This is a genomic window from Escherichia sp. E10V5 (assembly GCF_004212315.1).
Lineage (GTDB): Bacteria > Pseudomonadota > Gammaproteobacteria > Enterobacterales > Enterobacteriaceae > Escherichia.
This window is the reverse complement of sequence record NZ_RHJM01000015.1, coordinates 229,491-247,708: the sequence shown is the minus strand read 5'-3', so window position 1 is coordinate 247,708 and position 18,218 is coordinate 229,491. Positions and strand designations below refer to the sequence as shown.

16 protein-coding genes are annotated in these 18,218 nt (G+C 50.3%); 11 read left to right on the top strand and 5 right to left on the bottom strand.

The features are described 5' to 3' along the window. Nucleotides 1-20 precede the first annotated feature (20 nt). The 3 genes from cyoA to D9738_RS12610 form a co-directional block, all read right to left on the bottom strand. Nucleotides 21-968 carry a cytochrome o ubiquinol oxidase subunit II gene (gene cyoA / locus D9738_RS12620; protein ID WP_001239440.1) on the bottom strand — a complete coding sequence of 316 codons (948 nt, stop codon included), beginning with the start codon at nucleotides 966-968 and terminating at the stop codon, nucleotides 21-23. A gap of 460 nt (nucleotides 969-1,428) precedes the next feature. Then, nucleotides 1,429-2,904 (bottom strand): muropeptide MFS transporter AmpG, encoded by a 1,476-nt coding sequence (gene ampG, locus D9738_RS12615; protein ID WP_130260304.1) that lies wholly within the window; start codon nucleotides 2,902-2,904, stop codon nucleotides 1,429-1,431. Between the two features lie 43 nt (nucleotides 2,905-2,947). Beyond that, nucleotides 2,948-3,526, bottom strand: coding sequence for a lipoprotein (locus D9738_RS12610; protein WP_130206262.1), 579 nt, complete (start codon nucleotides 3,524-3,526; stop codon nucleotides 2,948-2,950). A 305-nt stretch (nucleotides 3,527-3,831) separates the two neighbouring features. Here D9738_RS12610 and bolA point away from each other — a divergent pair, with 305 nt between their 5' ends. The 9 genes from bolA (at nucleotide 3,832) to fadM (ending at nucleotide 14,160) form a co-directional block, all read left to right on the top strand. Beyond that, a complete protein-coding gene (bolA, locus tag D9738_RS12605; RefSeq protein ID WP_000973459.1) occupies nucleotides 3,832-4,149 on the top strand; it encodes a transcriptional regulator BolA in 318 nt (105 codons plus the stop codon). A gap of 343 nt (nucleotides 4,150-4,492) precedes the next feature. Beyond that, a complete protein-coding gene (gene tig, locus D9738_RS12600) occupies nucleotides 4,493-5,791 on the top strand; it encodes a trigger factor (protein ID WP_001198386.1) in 1,299 nt (432 codons plus the stop codon). Between the two features lie 245 nt (nucleotides 5,792-6,036). Further along, complete coding sequence (gene clpP, locus D9738_RS12595; RefSeq protein WP_000122253.1) at nucleotides 6,037-6,660, top strand: ATP-dependent Clp endopeptidase proteolytic subunit ClpP; 624 nt, start codon at nucleotides 6,037-6,039, stop codon at nucleotides 6,658-6,660. 125 nt (nucleotides 6,661-6,785) lie between these two features. Continuing rightward, entirely contained in the window at nucleotides 6,786-8,060 is a 1,275-nt protein-coding gene (gene clpX / locus D9738_RS12590; protein WP_000130305.1) for an ATP-dependent protease ATP-binding subunit ClpX, read from the top strand. A gap of 187 nt (nucleotides 8,061-8,247) precedes the next feature. Continuing rightward, nucleotides 8,248-10,602, top strand: a complete 2,355-nt coding sequence (gene lon, locus D9738_RS12585; protein ID WP_064527151.1) for an endopeptidase La — start codon at nucleotides 8,248-8,250, stop codon at nucleotides 10,600-10,602. A gap of 190 nt (nucleotides 10,603-10,792) precedes the next feature. Then, nucleotides 10,793-11,083, top strand: coding sequence for a nucleoid-associated protein HU-beta (gene hupB, locus D9738_RS12580; RefSeq protein WP_254892905.1), 291 nt, complete (start codon nucleotides 10,793-10,795; stop codon nucleotides 11,081-11,083). A 191-nt stretch (nucleotides 11,084-11,274) separates the two neighbouring features. Further along, entirely contained in the window at nucleotides 11,275-13,146 is a 1,872-nt protein-coding gene (ppiD, locus tag D9738_RS12575) for a peptidylprolyl isomerase (protein WP_130206268.1), read from the top strand. 150 nt (nucleotides 13,147-13,296) lie between these two features. After that, nucleotides 13,297-13,668, top strand: a complete 372-nt coding sequence (locus tag D9738_RS12570) for a helix-hairpin-helix domain-containing protein (protein WP_130260303.1) — start codon at nucleotides 13,297-13,299, stop codon at nucleotides 13,666-13,668. 93 nt (nucleotides 13,669-13,761) lie between these two features. Next, entirely contained in the window at nucleotides 13,762-14,160 is a 399-nt protein-coding gene (gene fadM, locus D9738_RS12565) for a long-chain acyl-CoA thioesterase FadM (protein ID WP_001194534.1), read from the top strand. 51 nt (nucleotides 14,161-14,211) lie between these two features. Here the strand turns inward: fadM and queC are convergent, their stop codons facing one another. Both queC and D9738_RS12555 read right to left on the bottom strand, forming a co-directional pair. After that, nucleotides 14,212-14,907 (bottom strand): 7-cyano-7-deazaguanine synthase QueC, encoded by a 696-nt coding sequence (gene queC, locus D9738_RS12560; protein WP_130260302.1) that lies wholly within the window; start codon nucleotides 14,905-14,907, stop codon nucleotides 14,212-14,214. A gap of 63 nt (nucleotides 14,908-14,970) precedes the next feature. Continuing rightward, on the bottom strand, nucleotides 14,971-16,671 hold the full coding sequence (locus D9738_RS12555; RefSeq protein ID WP_130260301.1) for an SgrR family transcriptional regulator: 1,701 nt from the start codon (nucleotides 16,669-16,671) through the stop codon (nucleotides 14,971-14,973). 99 nt (nucleotides 16,672-16,770) lie between these two features. On the opposite strand from D9738_RS12555, the gene cof reads away from it, so the two are divergent. Further along, complete coding sequence (gene cof, locus D9738_RS12550; protein WP_130260300.1) at nucleotides 16,771-17,589, top strand: HMP-PP phosphatase; 819 nt, start codon at nucleotides 16,771-16,773, stop codon at nucleotides 17,587-17,589. A gap of 152 nt (nucleotides 17,590-17,741) precedes the next feature. Next, nucleotides 17,742-18,200, top strand: coding sequence for a DNA-binding transcriptional regulator DecR (gene decR, locus D9738_RS12545; RefSeq protein ID WP_000884589.1), 459 nt, complete (start codon nucleotides 17,742-17,744; stop codon nucleotides 18,198-18,200). Nucleotides 18,201-18,218: the final 18 nt, after the last annotated feature.

The window sequence follows — 18,218 nt, the reverse complement described above, 5'->3', positions numbered from 1 at the left end:
TTTATTCTTCCTCAACCCCTTTAATGGGCGGATTCCGCGTGGCTCATGTCCATGCCTTCCATACCTTCGTGTGCGCTGTGCTCACCTTCTGGCTGGGTCATGTCCATGCTCTTACCGTGAGCCATAAACTTATTAATCACATCGGCAAACAAGTCTGGTTTCACGTTGGAGAAATATTCCACCTGGTTGTATTCGCTAGGCGCGGCCAGTTTTTCGAACGCTGCCATGTCAGACATGCTGTTCGGCGACTGTTTCGCTTTTGCGACCCACTGGTCGAATTCGGCGCGATCCGGCGTTGCGATAGCTTTGAACTTCATGCCTGAGAAGCCCGGACCGCTGTAGCTGGCGGAGATACCGTCATAAGTACCGGGTTCGTTGGCGATCAGATGCAGGCGAGTCTGCATACCGGCCATGGCATAAATCTGGCTACCCAGACGCGGAATGAAGAAGGAGTTCATCACGGAGTTGGAGGTCACTTTGAAGTACACCGGAGTGTTCGCCGGGAAAGCGATTTCATTCACGGTAGCAATTCCCTGTTCCGGGTAGATGAAGAACCATTTCCAGTCCATGGAAACCACTTCGATGGTAATGGGCTTCTCGTCATGTGCCAGCGGCTTGCTAGGCTCAAGAGCGTGAGTAGTTTTCCAGGTCAGTACCGCAAGGAAGATGATGATTAAGATAGGTACCGTCCAGACCACAGCTTCCACTTTATTGGAGTGTGACCAGTTCGGGCTGTACTTAGCATCTTTATTGCTCGCACGGTACTTCCAGGCGAAACCAACAGCCATCAAGATTGCGGGAATAACGACAATCAACATCAGGCCAAATGCCGTCAGTATCAGTGAACGTTGCTCCAGACCAATCTGTCCTTTGGGATCTAACAGCGCAGAATTACAACCACTGAGCAATACAGTGCCTGCAAATAATGACAACCATCCCAAACTTTTATTGTATTTCCTGAGTCTCATTTAACGACCTCAATTCCACGGGATCTGGTGGCGTTTAAAGTGTGTGGGCATTTTACGGGAAGGTTACATTACTGTAAACATGATTAAATTCCTGTTACTTGGATTTGGCTGCCAGGTCACATATGTTGCAAAACATATCAAGTTGGTTTTAAGAAGCTGTTGCAAAAGGGCGTTATAACGAAAGGGGCGCGCGGAAGGGGGGTAGCAGGGCAATTGGTATAACCAATCTCAAAATAAAACAATTATTTAACAAATAATTATCATTGAAGTGACAACTCAGGTGAGGGGAAATAAAGTGTCATTAGCTGAATCGTGTAAGAAAAATAGAATCTATAAATGTCGTCAATAATTTTAGAAATCTAAGCCGCACAAAAGAACAAATATTATTAAGCGATGCTGATGTTTATTTAGCCGTAATAATTACGCCGGGTGATTACTACAGCTAAATAATATTCACAGATTACGTCAGATGTGTTTTTCGTAGTGCCAGATAATCCAGCAAACCACCAAGCACGACTCCGCCCAGGGCGACTAAAACGCCGACTTCCAGCAGAGCAGGCAGGAAAGAGAAGTGGGTCAAATCCAGCGCGTCCATCGTCAATAGCAGTAACCACACGGCTAACAGACTGACGCCCGTTGCCAGCGTCGACATGGCAAAGGCATAACCTGCCGGATACCCGGTACGAGGGATAAAGTCGTTATTGACCCATGTGTACTCCAGCGTGCGACGGCAAACCAGCAGCAAAATAAGCCCAGGTACGGCGGCGGCAACAGAGAACAGATAGAACGTCGGCCAGCCGTGAGCTTCAACAAACCAACCTGCTACTGGCCCTACATAAACCCGTCCTACAGCAGAAAGCGCCGAGAGCAGGGCGAACTGGGTAGCGGAAAATGACTTATTACACAGGGTCATTAATAGCGCCACAAATGCTGATGTTCCCATCCCGCCACACAGATTTTCGAAAAAGACAGCCGCGCCCATGCTGTAGAGATGCTTATCAGTCACGGAAAGTAGCCAGTAACCGGCGTTGGACGCACCTTGTAAAAGGCCGAAAATCATGAGCGCACGGAACAATGACAGGCGCTGCATCAAAATTCCGCCGAACAATGCGCCGATGATGGTCGCCAGTAGACCGAGCGTTTTGTTAACTACACCCACTTCGCCGGCATCAAATCCGACGCCGCGAATCAAAAACGTGGTTGTCAGGCTCATGGCGAAAGCATCGCCCAGTTTGTACAGTACGATTAAAAGCAGAATCAGCCATGCGTTATTGCGGCCAAAGAAATCACGCAATGGTGCTACAACGGCCCGTTCCAGCGTTTTGGGTACAGGAATGGTGTCGGTGGGTTCTGGTGCAAGCAGTGTCGCGATAATACAGGGGATCAACAGCGCTGCCATCAACCAGTACATGCCTTGCCAGCCCAGCCATTTATCCGCTAGCCATAAAGCCAGGCCGCCGGATACCAGCATCCCCAGGCGATACCCCAGCACGCTGATTGCCGCACCTGCGCCGCGTTCTTCCGCTGGCAGCACATCCGTTTTCCAGGCATCAAAGACGATATCCTGGGAGGCGGAGCAAAAAGCGATCACCACCGCCAGAGCTGCCATCCAGCGTAATTGGGTGCCAGGTTCGAGAAAACCCATCGCCGCAATGGACAGCAACAATAGAGTTTGTGTCGCGAGCAGCCAACCGCGCCGACGTCCGAGGAACGGTGGGGTGTAGCGGTCCATCAGCGGGGACCAGAGAAATTTAAATACATAAGCCTGGCCTACCAGAGAGAAGAAACCGATGGTTTTAAGATCGATATTCTCAACGGTCATCCACGCCTGTAACGTGCCGGATGTCAGGGCTAGCGGTAGCCCAGAAGCAAACCCCAGGATCAGCAAAATGGCTGAACGCGGCTGTTGGAAAATACGTAAATATTGACTGGACATGGGCGTCTACAGGCCCGGCTTGCACCGGGCCAGAGGGCAGAAATTAACGCGCGTTCTGCTTGATGAATTCGTGAATGCTGGTGTCCTGAGACATGTCAGCAATGGTGTCGGTCAGCACACTGTTAACCGCATCGGCGATATTTTTGTTGGAAGCCTGAAAAGCGCCTTCAACGTTGTAGCTGGCACGATAGTTTTTGGTCATCTTGTTGCCATTCTGCGCGGTGGCGATGATGGCGATATCTGCTTTAGTGGCGATGTTGTAACGCACGTTACCCTGGGACACGTCAGCATACAGTTGGCTAACGATGATTTGCAGATTAACCGGACCATTTGGGCCGACCATGTAACCACGCGCGGTCATTTGTTTTTCCAGCACTTCTTGCAGCAGGAAACGCAAATCGCGAGAGGCGGTCAGGGTGACAATCTGATTATCGCGGGTCACTTTCGCCAGCGCCTGATCGGTACGTTGATCGGCACCATTAATGCTAACGGTGACGCCCATCAGGCTTGGATCCTGCTGCGGCAGCGTCATCGTTGGGGAAACGTCAATCGTCGTTGGTGGTGTTGCGCATCCTGCAAGCATAAACAGAGCAACTAATGGGAAGAGGATTTTTTTGAACATGTTCTGGCTCTCAGAGACTGGTAAGCGTGTTTGGTAAAAAATTCTCGCCATCATAACATTGCCAACGACGAGGGGAAGTGGGTAAGGCATGTAAATTCATCGTGTTGACGAAATAATCACCGTGAGTAAAAGAATCACTCGTGCGCAGCCTGCGAATTAATCTTTAAATCAGTAAACTTCATACGGTTGACTGAAAAACTGGGACGAAAGCTAAATATTTGTTGCTAAGCTGTAATGGTAACGGTAAAAGCGGCTAGTATTTAAAGGGATGGGTGACATCTCAGCGTTGTCGGAGGAGATATTTCATGATGATACGTGAGCGGATAGAAGAAAAATTAAGGACGGCGTTCCAACCCGTATTCCTCGAAGTTGTGGATGAAAGCTATCGTCACAATGTCCCAGCCGGCTCTGAAAGCCATTTTAAAGTTGTGCTGGTCAGCGATCGTTTTACGGGTGAACGTTTTCTGAATCGTCATCGAATGATTTACAGTACTTTAGCGGAGGAACTCTCTACTACCGTTCATGCGCTGGCTCTGCATACTTACACTATTAAGGAATGGGAAGGGTTGCAGGATACCATTTTTGCCTCTCCTCCCTGTCGTGGAGCAGGAAGCATCGCGTAAAAACGCATTTGCAACCGTCAGCGCTTTTCCAGTATGTTGCTAAAGATTTTATGAAAAACGGCCTGCGGGCCGTTTTGTTTTGTCTGGATTTTGTGCTTTTTGCCCAGCATTCAGACGAAAATTCCCCGGGAATTGTGAAAAAATACGCGGTAGCGCGCAATAACCGTTCTCGACTCATAAAAGTGATGCCGCTATAATGCCGCGTCCTATTTGAATGCTTTCGGGATGATTCTGGTAACAGGGAATGTGATTGATTATAAGAACATCCCGGTACCGCGAAGCCAACAACCTGTGCTTGCGGGGTAAGAGTTGACCGAGCACTGTGATTTTTTGAGGTAACAAGATGCAAGTTTCAGTTGAAACCACTCAAGGCCTTGGCCGCCGTGTAACGATTACTATCGCTGCTGACAGCATCGAAACCGCTGTTAAAAGCGAGCTGGTCAACGTTGCGAAAAAAGTACGTATTGACGGCTTCCGTAAAGGCAAAGTGCCAATGAATATCGTTGCTCAGCGTTATGGCGCGTCTGTACGCCAGGACGTTCTGGGCGACCTGATGAGCCGTAACTTCATTGACGCCATCATTAAAGAAAAAATCAATCCGGCTGGCGCACCGACCTATGTTCCGGGCGAATACAAGCTGGGTGAAGACTTCACCTACTCTGTAGAGTTTGAAGTGTATCCGGAAGTTGAACTGCAGGGCCTGGAAGCGATCGAAGTTGAAAAACCGATCGTGGAAGTGACCGACGCTGACGTTGACGGCATGCTGGATACTCTGCGTAAACAGCAGGCTACCTGGAAAGAAAAAGACGGCGCTGTTGAAGCAGAAGACCGCGTAACCATCGACTTCACCGGTTCAGTTGACGGCGAAGAGTTCGAAGGCGGTAAAGCGTCTGATTTCGTACTGGCGATGGGCCAGGGTCGCATGATCCCGGGCTTTGAAGACGGTATCAAAGGCCACAAAGCTGGCGAAGAGTTCACCATCGACGTGACCTTCCCGGAAGAATACCACGCAGAAAACCTGAAGGGTAAAGCAGCGAAATTCGCTATCAACCTGAAGAAAGTTGAAGAGCGTGAACTGCCGGAACTGACTGCAGAATTCATCAAACGTTTCGGCGTTGAAGATGGTTCTGTAGAAGGTCTGCGCGCTGAAGTGCGTAAAAACATGGAGCGCGAGCTGAAGAGCGCCATCCGTAACCGCGTTAAGTCTCAGGCGATCGAAGGTCTGGTAAAAGCTAACGACATCGACGTACCGGCTGCGCTGATCGACAGCGAAATCGACGTTCTGCGTCGTCAGGCTGCACAGCGTTTCGGTGGCAACGAGAAACAAGCGCTGGAACTGCCGCGTGAACTGTTCGAAGAACAGGCTAAACGCCGCGTAGTTGTTGGCCTGCTGCTGGGCGAAGTTATCCGCACCAACGAGCTGAAAGCTGACGAAGAGCGTGTGAAAGGTCTGATCGAAGAGATGGCTTCTGCGTACGAAGATCCGAAAGAAGTTATCGAGTTCTACAGCAAAAACAAAGAACTGATGGACAACATGCGCAATGTTGCTCTGGAAGAACAGGCTGTAGAAGCTGTACTGGCGAAAGCGAAAGTGACTGAAAAAGAAACCACTTTCAATGAGCTGATGAACCAGCAGGCGTAATTTACGCAGCATAACGCGCTAAATTCGCACAAAGGCCCGTCACCGCCAGGTGGTGGGCTTTTTTTTGTCATGAATTTTGCATGGAACCGTGCGAAAACGCTCTTTCGGTGTTAGCGTAACAACAAAAGATTGTTATGCTTGAAATATGGTGATGCCGTACCCATAACACAGGGACTAGCTGATAATCCGTCCATAAGGTTACAATCGGTACAGCAGGTTTTTTCAATTTTATCCAGGAGACGGAAATGTCATACAGCGGCGAACGAGATAACTTTGCACCCCATATGGCGCTGGTGCCGATGGTCATTGAACAGACCTCACGCGGTGAGCGCTCTTTTGATATCTATTCTCGTCTACTTAAGGAACGCGTCATTTTTCTGACTGGCCAGGTTGAAGACCACATGGCTAACCTGATTGTGGCGCAGATGCTGTTCCTGGAAGCGGAAAACCCAGAAAAAGATATCTATCTGTACATTAACTCCCCAGGCGGAGTGATCACTGCCGGGATGTCTATCTATGACACCATGCAGTTTATCAAGCCTGATGTCAGCACCATCTGTATGGGCCAGGCGGCCTCGATGGGCGCATTCCTGCTGACCGCAGGGGCAAAAGGTAAACGTTTCTGCCTGCCGAACTCGCGCGTGATGATTCACCAGCCGCTGGGCGGCTATCAGGGCCAGGCGACCGATATCGAAATTCATGCCCGTGAAATTTTGAAAGTTAAAGGGCGCATGAATGAACTTATGGCGCTCCATACGGGTCAATCATTAGAACAGATTGAACGAGATACCGAGCGCGATCGCTTCCTTTCCGCCCCTGAAGCGGTGGAATACGGTCTGGTCGATTCGATTCTGACCCATCGTAATTGATGCCAGAGGCGCAACTGTGCCGCTATACTTATCCAGGGCGGCACAACGCTATAAGCGACTTGCGCTTGAGAATGGCATTTGCGTCGTCGTGTGCGGCACAAAGAACAAAGAAGAGGTTTTGACCCATGACAGATAAACGCAAAGATGGCTCAGGCAAACTGTTGTACTGCTCTTTTTGCGGCAAAAGCCAGCATGAAGTGCGCAAGCTGATTGCCGGACCATCCGTGTATATCTGCGACGAATGTGTTGATTTATGTAACGACATCATTCGCGAAGAGATTAAAGAAGTTGCACCGCATCGTGAACGCAGTGCGCTACCGACGCCGCATGAAATTCGCAACCATCTGGACGATTACGTAATCGGTCAGGAACAGGCGAAAAAAGTGCTGGCGGTCGCGGTATACAACCACTACAAACGTCTGCGCAATGGCGATACCAGCAATGGCGTCGAGTTGGGTAAAAGTAACATTCTGCTGATCGGTCCGACCGGTTCCGGTAAAACGCTGTTGGCTGAAACGCTGGCACGCCTGCTGGATGTTCCGTTCACTATGGCCGATGCGACTACACTGACCGAAGCCGGTTATGTGGGCGAAGACGTTGAAAACATCATTCAGAAGCTGTTGCAGAAGTGCGACTACGACGTACAGAAAGCGCAGCGCGGGATTGTCTACATCGATGAAATTGACAAGATTTCACGCAAGTCTGACAACCCGTCTATTACCCGTGACGTTTCCGGTGAAGGCGTACAGCAGGCACTGTTGAAACTGATCGAAGGTACAGTTGCTGCCGTTCCACCGCAGGGCGGGCGTAAGCATCCGCAGCAGGAGTTCTTGCAGGTAGATACCTCTAAGATACTGTTTATCTGTGGTGGTGCGTTTGCTGGTCTGGATAAAGTGATTTCCCATCGTGTAGAAACCGGCTCTGGCATTGGTTTTGGCGCGACGGTAAAAGCGAAGTCCGACAAAGCAAGTGAAGGCGAACTGCTGGCGCAGGTAGAACCGGAAGATCTGATCAAATTTGGTCTGATCCCTGAGTTCATCGGTCGTCTGCCAGTTGTAGCAACGCTGAATGAACTGAGCGAAGAAGCCTTGATTCAGATCCTTAAAGAGCCGAAAAACGCTCTGACCAAGCAGTATCAGGCGCTGTTTAATCTGGAAGGCGTGGATCTGGAATTCCGTGACGAGGCGCTGGATGCTATCGCTAAGAAAGCGATGGCGCGTAAAACCGGTGCCCGTGGCCTGCGTTCCATCGTAGAAGCCGCACTGCTCGATACCATGTACGATCTGCCGTCCATGGAAGATGTCGAAAAAGTGGTTATCGACGAATCGGTAATTGATGGTCAGAGCAAACCGCTGCTGATTTATGGTAAGCCGGAAGCGCAACAGGCATCTGGTGAATAATTAACCATTCGCATACAGTCAGTTAACCAAAAAGGGGGGATTTTATCTCCCCTTTCATTTTTCCTCTATTCTCGACGTTGAATGTGGGGGAAACATCCCCATATACTGACGTACATGTTAATAGATGGCGTGAAGCACAGTCGTGTCATCTGATTACCTGGCGGAAATTAAACTAAGAGAGAGCTCTATGAATCCTGAGCGTTCTGAACGCATTGAAATCCCCGTATTGCCGCTGCGCGATGTGGTGGTTTATCCGCACATGGTCATCCCCTTATTTGTCGGGCGGGAAAAATCTATCCGTTGTCTGGAAGCGGCGATGGACCATGATAAAAAAATTATGCTGGTCGCGCAGAAAGAAGCTTCAACGGATGAGCCGGGTGTAAACGATCTTTTCACCGTCGGGACCGTGGCCTCTATATTGCAGATGCTGAAGCTGCCTGACGGCACCGTCAAAGTGCTGGTCGAGGGGTTACAGCGCGCGCGTATTTCTGCGCTCTCTGACAATGGCGAACACTTTTCTGCGAAGGCGGAGTATCTGGAATCGCCGACCATTGAGGAGCGGGAACAGGAAGTGCTGGTGCGTACTGCAATCAGCCAGTTCGAAGGCTACATCAAGCTGAATAAGAAAATCCCACCAGAAGTGCTGACGTCGCTTAACAGCATCGACGATCCTGCGCGTCTGGCAGATACCATTGCCGCGCATATGCCGCTGAAACTGGCTGACAAACAGTCTGTTCTTGAGATGTCCGACGTTAACGAGCGTCTGGAATATCTGATGGCGATGATGGAATCGGAAATCGATCTGCTGCAGGTTGAGAAACGTATTCGTAACCGCGTGAAAAAACAGATGGAGAAATCCCAGCGTGAGTACTATCTGAACGAGCAGATGAAAGCCATTCAGAAAGAACTCGGCGAAATGGACGACGCACCGGACGAAAACGAAGCCCTGAAGCGCAAAATCGACGCGGCGAAAATGCCGAAAGAGGCAAAAGAAAAAGCGGAAGCAGAACTGCAGAAGCTGAAAATGATGTCTCCGATGTCGGCAGAAGCAACCGTGGTGCGTGGTTATATCGACTGGATGGTACAGGTGCCGTGGAATGCGCGTAGCAAGGTCAAAAAAGACCTGCGTCAGGCGCAAGAAATCCTCGATACCGATCATTATGGTCTGGAGCGCGTGAAAGATCGTATCCTTGAGTACCTCGCGGTTCAAAGCCGTGTAAACAAAATCAAGGGGCCGATCCTCTGCCTGGTAGGGCCGCCGGGGGTAGGTAAAACGTCCCTGGGTCAGTCCATCGCCAAAGCCACAGGACGTAAATATGTTCGTATGGCACTGGGTGGCGTGCGTGATGAAGCGGAAATCCGCGGTCACCGCCGTACTTACATCGGTTCTATGCCGGGTAAATTGATCCAGAAAATGGCGAAAGTGGGCGTGAAAAACCCGCTGTTCCTGCTCGATGAGATCGACAAAATGTCTTCTGACATGCGTGGCGATCCGGCCTCCGCACTGCTTGAAGTGTTGGATCCAGAGCAGAACGTGGCGTTCAGCGACCATTACCTGGAAGTGGATTACGACCTGAGTGACGTGATGTTTGTCGCGACGTCGAACTCCATGAACATTCCGGCACCGCTGCTGGATCGTATGGAAGTGATTCGCCTCTCCGGTTATACCGAAGATGAAAAACTGAACATCGCCAAACGTCACCTGCTGCCGAAGCAGATTGAACGTAATGCGCTGAAAAAAGGTGAGCTGACCGTCGACGATAGCGCCATTATCGGCATTATTCGTTACTACACCCGTGAGGCAGGCGTGCGTGGTCTGGAGCGTGAAATCTCCAAACTGTGCCGTAAAGCGGTTAAGCAGTTACTTCTCGATAAGTCATTAAAACATATCGAAATTAACGGCGATAACCTGCATGACTACCTCGGCGTACAACGTTTCGACTATGGTCGCGCGGATAACGAAAACCGCGTCGGTCAGGTAACGGGTCTGGCGTGGACAGAAGTCGGCGGCGACTTGCTGACCATCGAAACTGCGTGTGTACCAGGCAAAGGTAAACTCACTTATACCGGTTCGCTGGGCGAAGTGATGCAAGAGTCCATTCAGGCGGCGTTAACGGTGGTTCGTGCGCGTGCGGAAAAACTGGGGATCAATCCAGATTTTTACGAAAAACGCGACATCCACGTGCACGTACCGGAAGGTGCGACGCCGAAAGATGGTCCGAGCGCTGGTATTGCCATGTGCACTGCGCTGGTTTCTTGCCTGACCGGTAACCCGGTTCGCGCCGATGTGGCGATGACGGGCGAGATAACCTTGCGTGGCCAAGTGTTACCAATCGGCGGTTTGAAAGAAAAACTGCTGGCGGCGCATCGTGGCGGAATTAAAACTGTGTTAATTCCGTACGAAAATAAACGCGATCTGGAAGAGATTCCAGACAACGTGATAGCCGATCTGGACATTCATCCGGTGAAACGTATTGAGGAAGTTCTGACTCTCGCGTTGCAAAATGAACCGTCTGGCATGCAGGTTGTAACCGCAAAATAGTGACCTCGCGCAAAATGCACTAATAAAAAAAGGGCTGGCAGGTAAATTCGGACTTGCCAGCCTTTTTTTGTCTCGTTAAGTTAGAGGGCGGATTAGGCTTGCCCTTATTAAGGGGTGTTGTAAGGGGATGGCTGGCCTGATATAACTGCTGCGCGTTCGCACCTTGAAGGATTCAAGTGCGAGATAAATTATAAAGAGGAAGAGAAGAGTGAATAAATCTCAATTGATTGACAAGATTGCTGCAGGGGCTGATATCTCTAAAGCTGCGGCTGGCCGTGCGTTAGATGCTATTATTGCTTCCGTAACTGAATCCCTGAAAGAAGGGGATGATGTAGCACTGGTAGGTTTTGGTACTTTTGCCGTTAAAGAGCGTGCTGCCCGTACTGGTCGCAACCCGCAGACCGGTAAAGAGATCACCATCGCTGCAGCTAAAGTACCGAGCTTCCGTGCAGGTAAAGCACTGAAAGACGCGGTAAACTAAGTGTTGTCCCCATTGGGGATGTGACGAAGTTCAAGGGCGCATCTACTGATGTGCCTTTTTTATTTGTATTCCGTGACTTTCTGCGCATTGTGGGCTGACAATTGCCCCCGTTTCTTGTCACAATAGGCCTTTGCGCGCAGCGATAAGTTGCGTGAGGTATACAGTCATCTACAGCGGAGTGTTGTTACACCATGATGGACAGCTTACGCACGGCTGCAAACAGTCTCGTGCTCAAGATTATTTTCGGTATCATTATCGTGTCGTTCATATTGACCGGCGTGAGTGGTTACCTGATTGGCGGAGGCAATAACTACGCCGCAAAAGTGAATGACCAGGAAATCAGCCGTGGGCAGTTCGAGAACGCCTTCAACAGCGAGCGTAATCGCATGCAGCAACAGCTGGGCGATCAATACTCCGAGCTGGCGGCGAACGAAGGCTATATGAAAACCCTGCGTCAACAGGTGCTGAATCGTCTTATCGACGAGGCTCTACTGGATCAGTACGCTCGCGAACTGAAACTGGGTATCAGCGATGAGCAGGTCAAGCAGGCTATTTTCGCGACCCCGGCTTTCCAGGTTGACGGCAAGTTCGATAACAGCCGCTACAACGATATCCTCAACCGAATGGGAATGAGTGCCGATCAGTACGCGCAGGCGCTGCGTAACCAGCTCACCACCCAACAGCTGATTAATGGCGTTGCTGGCACCGATTTTATGCTGAAAGGTGAAACTGACGAACTGGCTGCACTGGTCGCTCAACAACGTGTAGTGCGTGAAGCGACTATCGACGTTAATGCGCTGGCGGCTAAGCAAGCCGTGACCGAACCAGAAATCGCCAGCTACTACGAGCAAAACAAAAACAATTTCATGACTCCGGAACAGTTCCGCGTGAGCTACATCAAGCTGGATGCTGCCACGATGCAGCAACCGGTTAGCGATGCGGATATCCAGAGCTACTACGATCAGCATCAGGATCAATTCACCCAGCCGCAGCGCACGCGCTACAGCATCATCCAGACCAAAACTGAAGATGAAGCGAAAGCTGTACTTGATGCGCTGAACAAAGGCGGTGATTTTGCCGCGTTAGCAAAAGAAAAATCTGCTGATATTATCTCTGCCCGTAACGGCGGTGATATGGGTTGGTTAGAAGACTCCACCACCCCAGACGAACTGAAAAATGCCGGTCTGAAAGAAAAAGGCCAGCTTTCTGGTGTGATCAAATCCTCGGTAGGTTTCCTGATCGTCCGTCTGGATGACATTCAGCCAGCAAAAGTGAAGTCGTTAGACGAAGTGCGTGACGAAATCGCAGCGAAAGTGAAACACGAAAAAGCGCTGGATGCATACTACGCCTTGCAACAGAAAATAAGCGATGCAGCAAGCAACGACACTGAATCTCTGGCAGGTGCAGAGCAGGCAGCGGGCGTTAAAGCTACTCAGACTGGCTGGTTCAGCAAAGATAAGCTGCCGGAAGAGTTAAACTTCAAACCGGTGGCGGACGCTATCTTTAACGGCGGTCTGATTGGTGAAAATGGCGCACCGGGCATCAACTCTGACATCATCACCGTAGACGGCGATCGTGCATTCGTTCTGCGTATCAGTGAGCATAAACCGGAAGCGGTTAAACCGCTGGCAGATGTTCAGGAACAGGTTAAAGCGATGGTTCAGCACAACAAAGCTGAACAGCAAGCGAAAGTGGATGCTGAAAAACTGCTGGTTGATCTGAAAGCGGGCAAAGGTGCGGAAGCTATGCAAGCTGCCGGTGTAAAATTTGGTGAGCCGAAAACCTTAAGCCGTTCTGGCCGTGACCCGATTAGCCAGGCGGCATTTGCTCTGCCTCTGCCAGCGAAAGACAAACCGAGCTACGGTATGGCGACCGATATGCAGGGCAATGTCGTTCTGCTGGCGCTGGACGAAGTGAAACAAGGTTCAATGCCGGAAGAGCAGAAAAAAGCGATGGTGCAGGGTATTACCCAAAACAACGCACAAATCGTCTTTGAAGCTCTGATGAGTAACCTGCGCAAAGAGGCGAAAATCAAAATTGGCGATGCGCTGGAACAGCAATAATCCTGAAGCCGCCTCGCAAAAAAATGCTTTGCAGCTGTAACAAGAAAAGGTCGCTTTCGCGGCCTTTTCCATTTCTGAACATTGCCATTTGTTTACTGTTTTCACTGCCGTTAAGGTGATTCCACTGTTAACAAATAAGGAGAAAACAGTATGAAACACGGAATCAAAGCACTGCTCATTACCCTGTCCCTGGCCTGTGCTGGAATGTCTCACTGTGCGCTGGCGGCAGCTCCTGCAGCGAAACCGGCGGCGGTCGAAACCAAAGCGGAATCACCTGCAGCACAAAGCAAAGCGGCAGTACCGGCGAAAGCCAGTGATGAAGAAGGCACCAGAGTCAGCATTAATAATGCCAGCGCGGAAGAGCTAGCCCGCGCGATGAATGGCGTTGGCCTGAAGAAAGCGCAGGCGATTGTCAGTTATCGCGAAGAGTATGGCCCGTTTAAAACGGTGGAGGATCTAAAGCAGGTGCCGGGGATGGGCAATTCGCTGGTGGAACGTAATCTGGCGGTATTAACCCTGTAATTAATTTGCATAGTGGCAATTTTTTGCCAGACTGAAGAGGTCATACCAGTTATGGCCTCTGTACTTATAACAACAACGTAAGGTTATTGCGCTATGCAAACACAAATCAAAGTTCGTGGATATCATCTCGACGTCTACCAGCACGTAAACAACGCCCGCTACCTTGAGTTTCTCGAAGAAGCCCGCTGGGATGGACTGGAAAACAGCGACAGTTTTCAATGGATGACCGCCCATAACATCGCTTTCGTGGTGGTGAATATCAATATCAACTATCGCCGCCCGGCGGTATTAAGCGACCTGTTAACCATTACGAGCCAGTTACAGCAATTAAACGGTAAAAGCGGCATCTTAAGCCAGGTTATTACTCTGGAGCCGGAAGGGCAGGTGGTGGCGGATGCGCTTATCACGTTTGTTTGTATTGATCTTAAAACGCAGAAGGCTTTAGCTCTGGAAGGGGAGCTGCGCGAAAAGTTGGAGCAGATGGTTAAGTAAACGTTTTGTTGTGCCGGATGCTCATGCCGCATCCGGCAACATCCCGAATAATTACTTCAACCCGGTCTTTTGCTTCATCGCCGCCATCACCGCTGGTTTATCGGACAGATAATGATTCAACCCATTACTGCGCAGATTACACGCCGCACATTGACCGCAACCGTCGCCTTTAATGCCGTTATAGCAGGTCAGTGTTTCGTTACGCACTAAATCCAGCTTGCCGTAATAATCCGCCAGCGCCCAGGTTTCCGCTTTATCAATCCACATCAGCGGCGTTTCAAAACGAATATCTTTCGCCATGCCCAAACTGACGGCATGGTTTAGTGCTTTGACAAATTCATCGCGGCAATCCGGGTAACCGGAGAAATCTGTTTCGCAGACGCCGGTGATCACCGCTTCGGCTTTCACCTGATATGCGTAAATCGCCGCGAGCGTCAGGAACAAAATATTACGCCCTGGAACAAACGTATTCGGGATGCCATCGGCTTCAGGTTCATAATCTGGCACTGGAATGCTGTCACGCGTCAGACTGCTGACTGCCAGCTCGTTAAGCAGGGTGACATCCAGCACCTTATGCGCGCGTGCGCCCAGTTTCAGCGCCAGCTCGCGCGCGACGTCGATCTCTGCGCGATGGCGCTGACCGTAATCAAACGTCACGCAATGGACTTCATCATATTGTTGCAATGCCTGCACCAGACAGGTTGTAGAGTCCTGGCCCCCACTGAATACAACGACAGCACGTTTCATAAATCATCCTGCTAAATCGATAAAACGTTATGGTAACGCCTGCGGTTAACCCGGGCCAGCTCTTCATTGCGACGGTGCGGGTAGCCAGGCCTCGGTAAATTCAAACCAGCCGCGCGGTGTCAGTCGCACACCGTTCACGCCTGGCGGCGCACTAATGCGATAGTGATAGTTGAACAGTGGTGTCAGCGTTGCGTCAGCCATTAACTGGCTAAACACCGTTTTCAGGGCATTAAATCGGTTTTCTTCATCAGGCATTATTTGCACGGCATCCAGTGTCGATTGTAGATGTGCGTATTTACTGGCAGTAAAAACATGTGGCCACAGCGGATCGCAGCGCAGCCACTGTTCAAGGGTATATTCCGGCGCTTCGCCAATTAATCTGTCGCCCATCATGAGGTCTGCTTGCTCCAGTGGCGTGGCTCGATCCCAGTTTTTCGCGTTATGAAAAATAATCTTTAGCTCGCAACCTTCTGCTGCCAGCTTCGTTCGTAGCTGTTCTGCCATGGCATGAAGTTCCACCGGCAGGTGATAAACCAGCGTCAAAGTTTCCGGTAGTTTGACCTCATCCGGTACTTGCCATTGCGGAATAGTCCAGCCTGGCAGCAATGCATGACTGGCGGTGATCAGGTTTTCTCCGACTTCTAACGTTTGTAGTAAACCGGATTGATGAATAATGGTGATCACTTTTCGTGCCTGCCAGAGAGTCAGTCGGGGGCTTTTGCGCAACGTTAAATAGCAAAAACCTAAACTGATGCCGCTACTGACCTGACTGACCCGTGGCAATTCCTCTGGTTTGCCGATGGTGATTTGGACGGGATGCCGACAACTCGTACCCAAATCTTTTTCAAAAAGCGGCGGGGTTATCCAGTACTCAACCGCTTTTAGTAGCGGATGACGTAAATGGTAATAATCATGGCTTTCGAGTCGCACCAGTTCCGGTGTGAATTGTGTTAAGCGGAAAGGTCCGGTTCCTACCAGTGGTAATTGCGGATGCGCCAGATGGCAGCAATAGCTCGCCAGTCGGTGTGCCAGCCAGTAATCGGGGCGATTTAAAAAGAAGGTCAGACACTGCGGGTGGGTGACTTCAATACGCTGCACGCTAATAAATAACTGCCTCAGGGCAGGCAACTGTAGCAGCATCAGCAAGCGTTGATGTAGCTGTGTTGCTTTTACTGCATCACCGTTATGCCAGTGTAGGGTTGAGCGAAGATAAAAATCCCAGCGTAACCCGTCAGCAGACGTTTCCCAGTGATGCGCTAAATCGCCAATTGGGCGTTGGGAGTTATTGTCGAAACGGCTCAGGCCGGAAAAAATTTGCCCGGCGAGATGCTGTTCGGCACGTCCGGCTAAAAAACCCGGTTGCAGTGGTTCGAGCGGGCGATAATAAGGAATACGCAATGTCGGGGTATCGTTTTGCCATTGCCCGCCCATAAACGGTTGTAACATGGTACGCAGTTCGCCAGGCGCCAGCTGCGCGAGTTCCAGCACATCCTGTTGTTTTCCACTTTCCAGCGCCTGTTCCATCATCGTATTGCGCAAGGATTCCGGCGTCACCAGAAAGCGCAGTTGCCCGCGTTTTCCGCGCCCGGATTGTGCCTGCCACTCCAGCCATCCCGCATCCTGCGCCTGACGTAACAATGTGCGTACATGGCGTTCGCTGCAAAAGCAACGTTCCGCCAGTTCGCTGACGGTAACGGATTGTGGTGCTCCGGCGGAAGGTTGCCACAAACGTTGATACTGGTTAAGACGATTAAGCAGTCGCATATAAACCCGGAACAATATTTTTTATCTATTCACTATTACTTCCGTATATATCAAGTGATACTCAATCACCATTAACCGTGTCACTGAGTGGAGAAAGAAATGGCTCGTCTGGCAGCATTTGATATGGACGGCACTTTATTGATGCCTGACCATCATTTAGGTGAGAAAACTCTCTCTACTCTGGCGCGCCTGCGTGAACACGATATTACCCTTACATTTGCTACGGGTCGTCATGCGTTGGAGATGCAGCATATTCTCGGGGCGCTATCGCTGGATGCGTATTTAATTACCGGCAACGGCACGCGTGTGCACTCTCTGGAAGGCGAACTTTTACATCGTGATGATTTACCTGCGGATGTGGCGGAGCTGGTGTTGTATCAGCAATGGGATACCCGAGCCAGCATGCATATCTTCAATGACGATGGTTGGTTTACCGGGAAAGAGATCCCTGCGCTGTTGCAGGCATTTGTCTATAGCGGTTTTCGTTATCAGATAATCGATGTCAAAAAAATGCCACTCGATCGAGTCACCAAGATCTGTTTCTGTGGCGATCACGACGATCTTGCACGCTTGCAGATCCAACTACACGAAGCTTTAGGTGAGCATGCACATTTGTGTTTTTCCGCGACTGATTGCCTGGAAGTGCTGCCGGTGGGCTGCAATAAAGGCGCTGCGTTGACGGTGCTGACCCAACATTTAGGTTTTTCGCTGCGTGACTGTATGGCCTTTGGTGACGCGATGAATGATCGCGAAATGTTAGGCAGCGTCGGTAAGGGCTTCATTATGGGTAATGCGATGCCGCAATTGCGTGCGGAACTCCCTCATTTACCGGTGATTGGACACTGCCGTAATCAGGCTGTCTCTCACTTTTTGACGCACTGGCTGGATAATCCACATCTACCTTATTCCCCCGAATAACGAGATCCCTTCCCGCACCGGGCAACTGCCCGGTTTTTTTTGCCCCGAATTTGTCATTTTGTGCATTCTCTGTGAAATCGCACGGAATAAATTGTCGCTATTTGGCCTTTAAAATAGAATCAAAAGAGAAAATAATTCTCTGTGGATTGGCTATGTTAGATAAAATTGACCGTAAGCTGCTGGCCTTATTACAGCAGGATTGCACCCTTTCTTTGCAGGCACTGGCAGAAGCCGTTAATCTGACAACCACGCCTTGCTGGAAGCGTCTGAAACGGTTGGAAGATGACGGTATTCTTATCGGCAAAGTCGCGTTGCTGGATCCGGAAAAAATTGGCCTGGGTCTGACTGCTTTTGTGCTGATTAAAACGCAACATCACAGCAGTGAATGGTATTGTCGCTTTGTTACGGTCGTCACGGAAATGCCGGAAGTTCTCGGTTTCTGGCGCATGGCCGGTGAATACGATTATCTGATGCGGGTCCAGGTTGCTGATATGAAGCGCTACGATGAGTTTTATAAGCGTCTGGTTAACAGTGTGCCGGGGCTTTCGGACGTCACTTCCAGCTTCGCGATGGAACAGATTAAGTACACTACCTCGTTACCTATCGAATAATTATCCAGGATCAGGTCA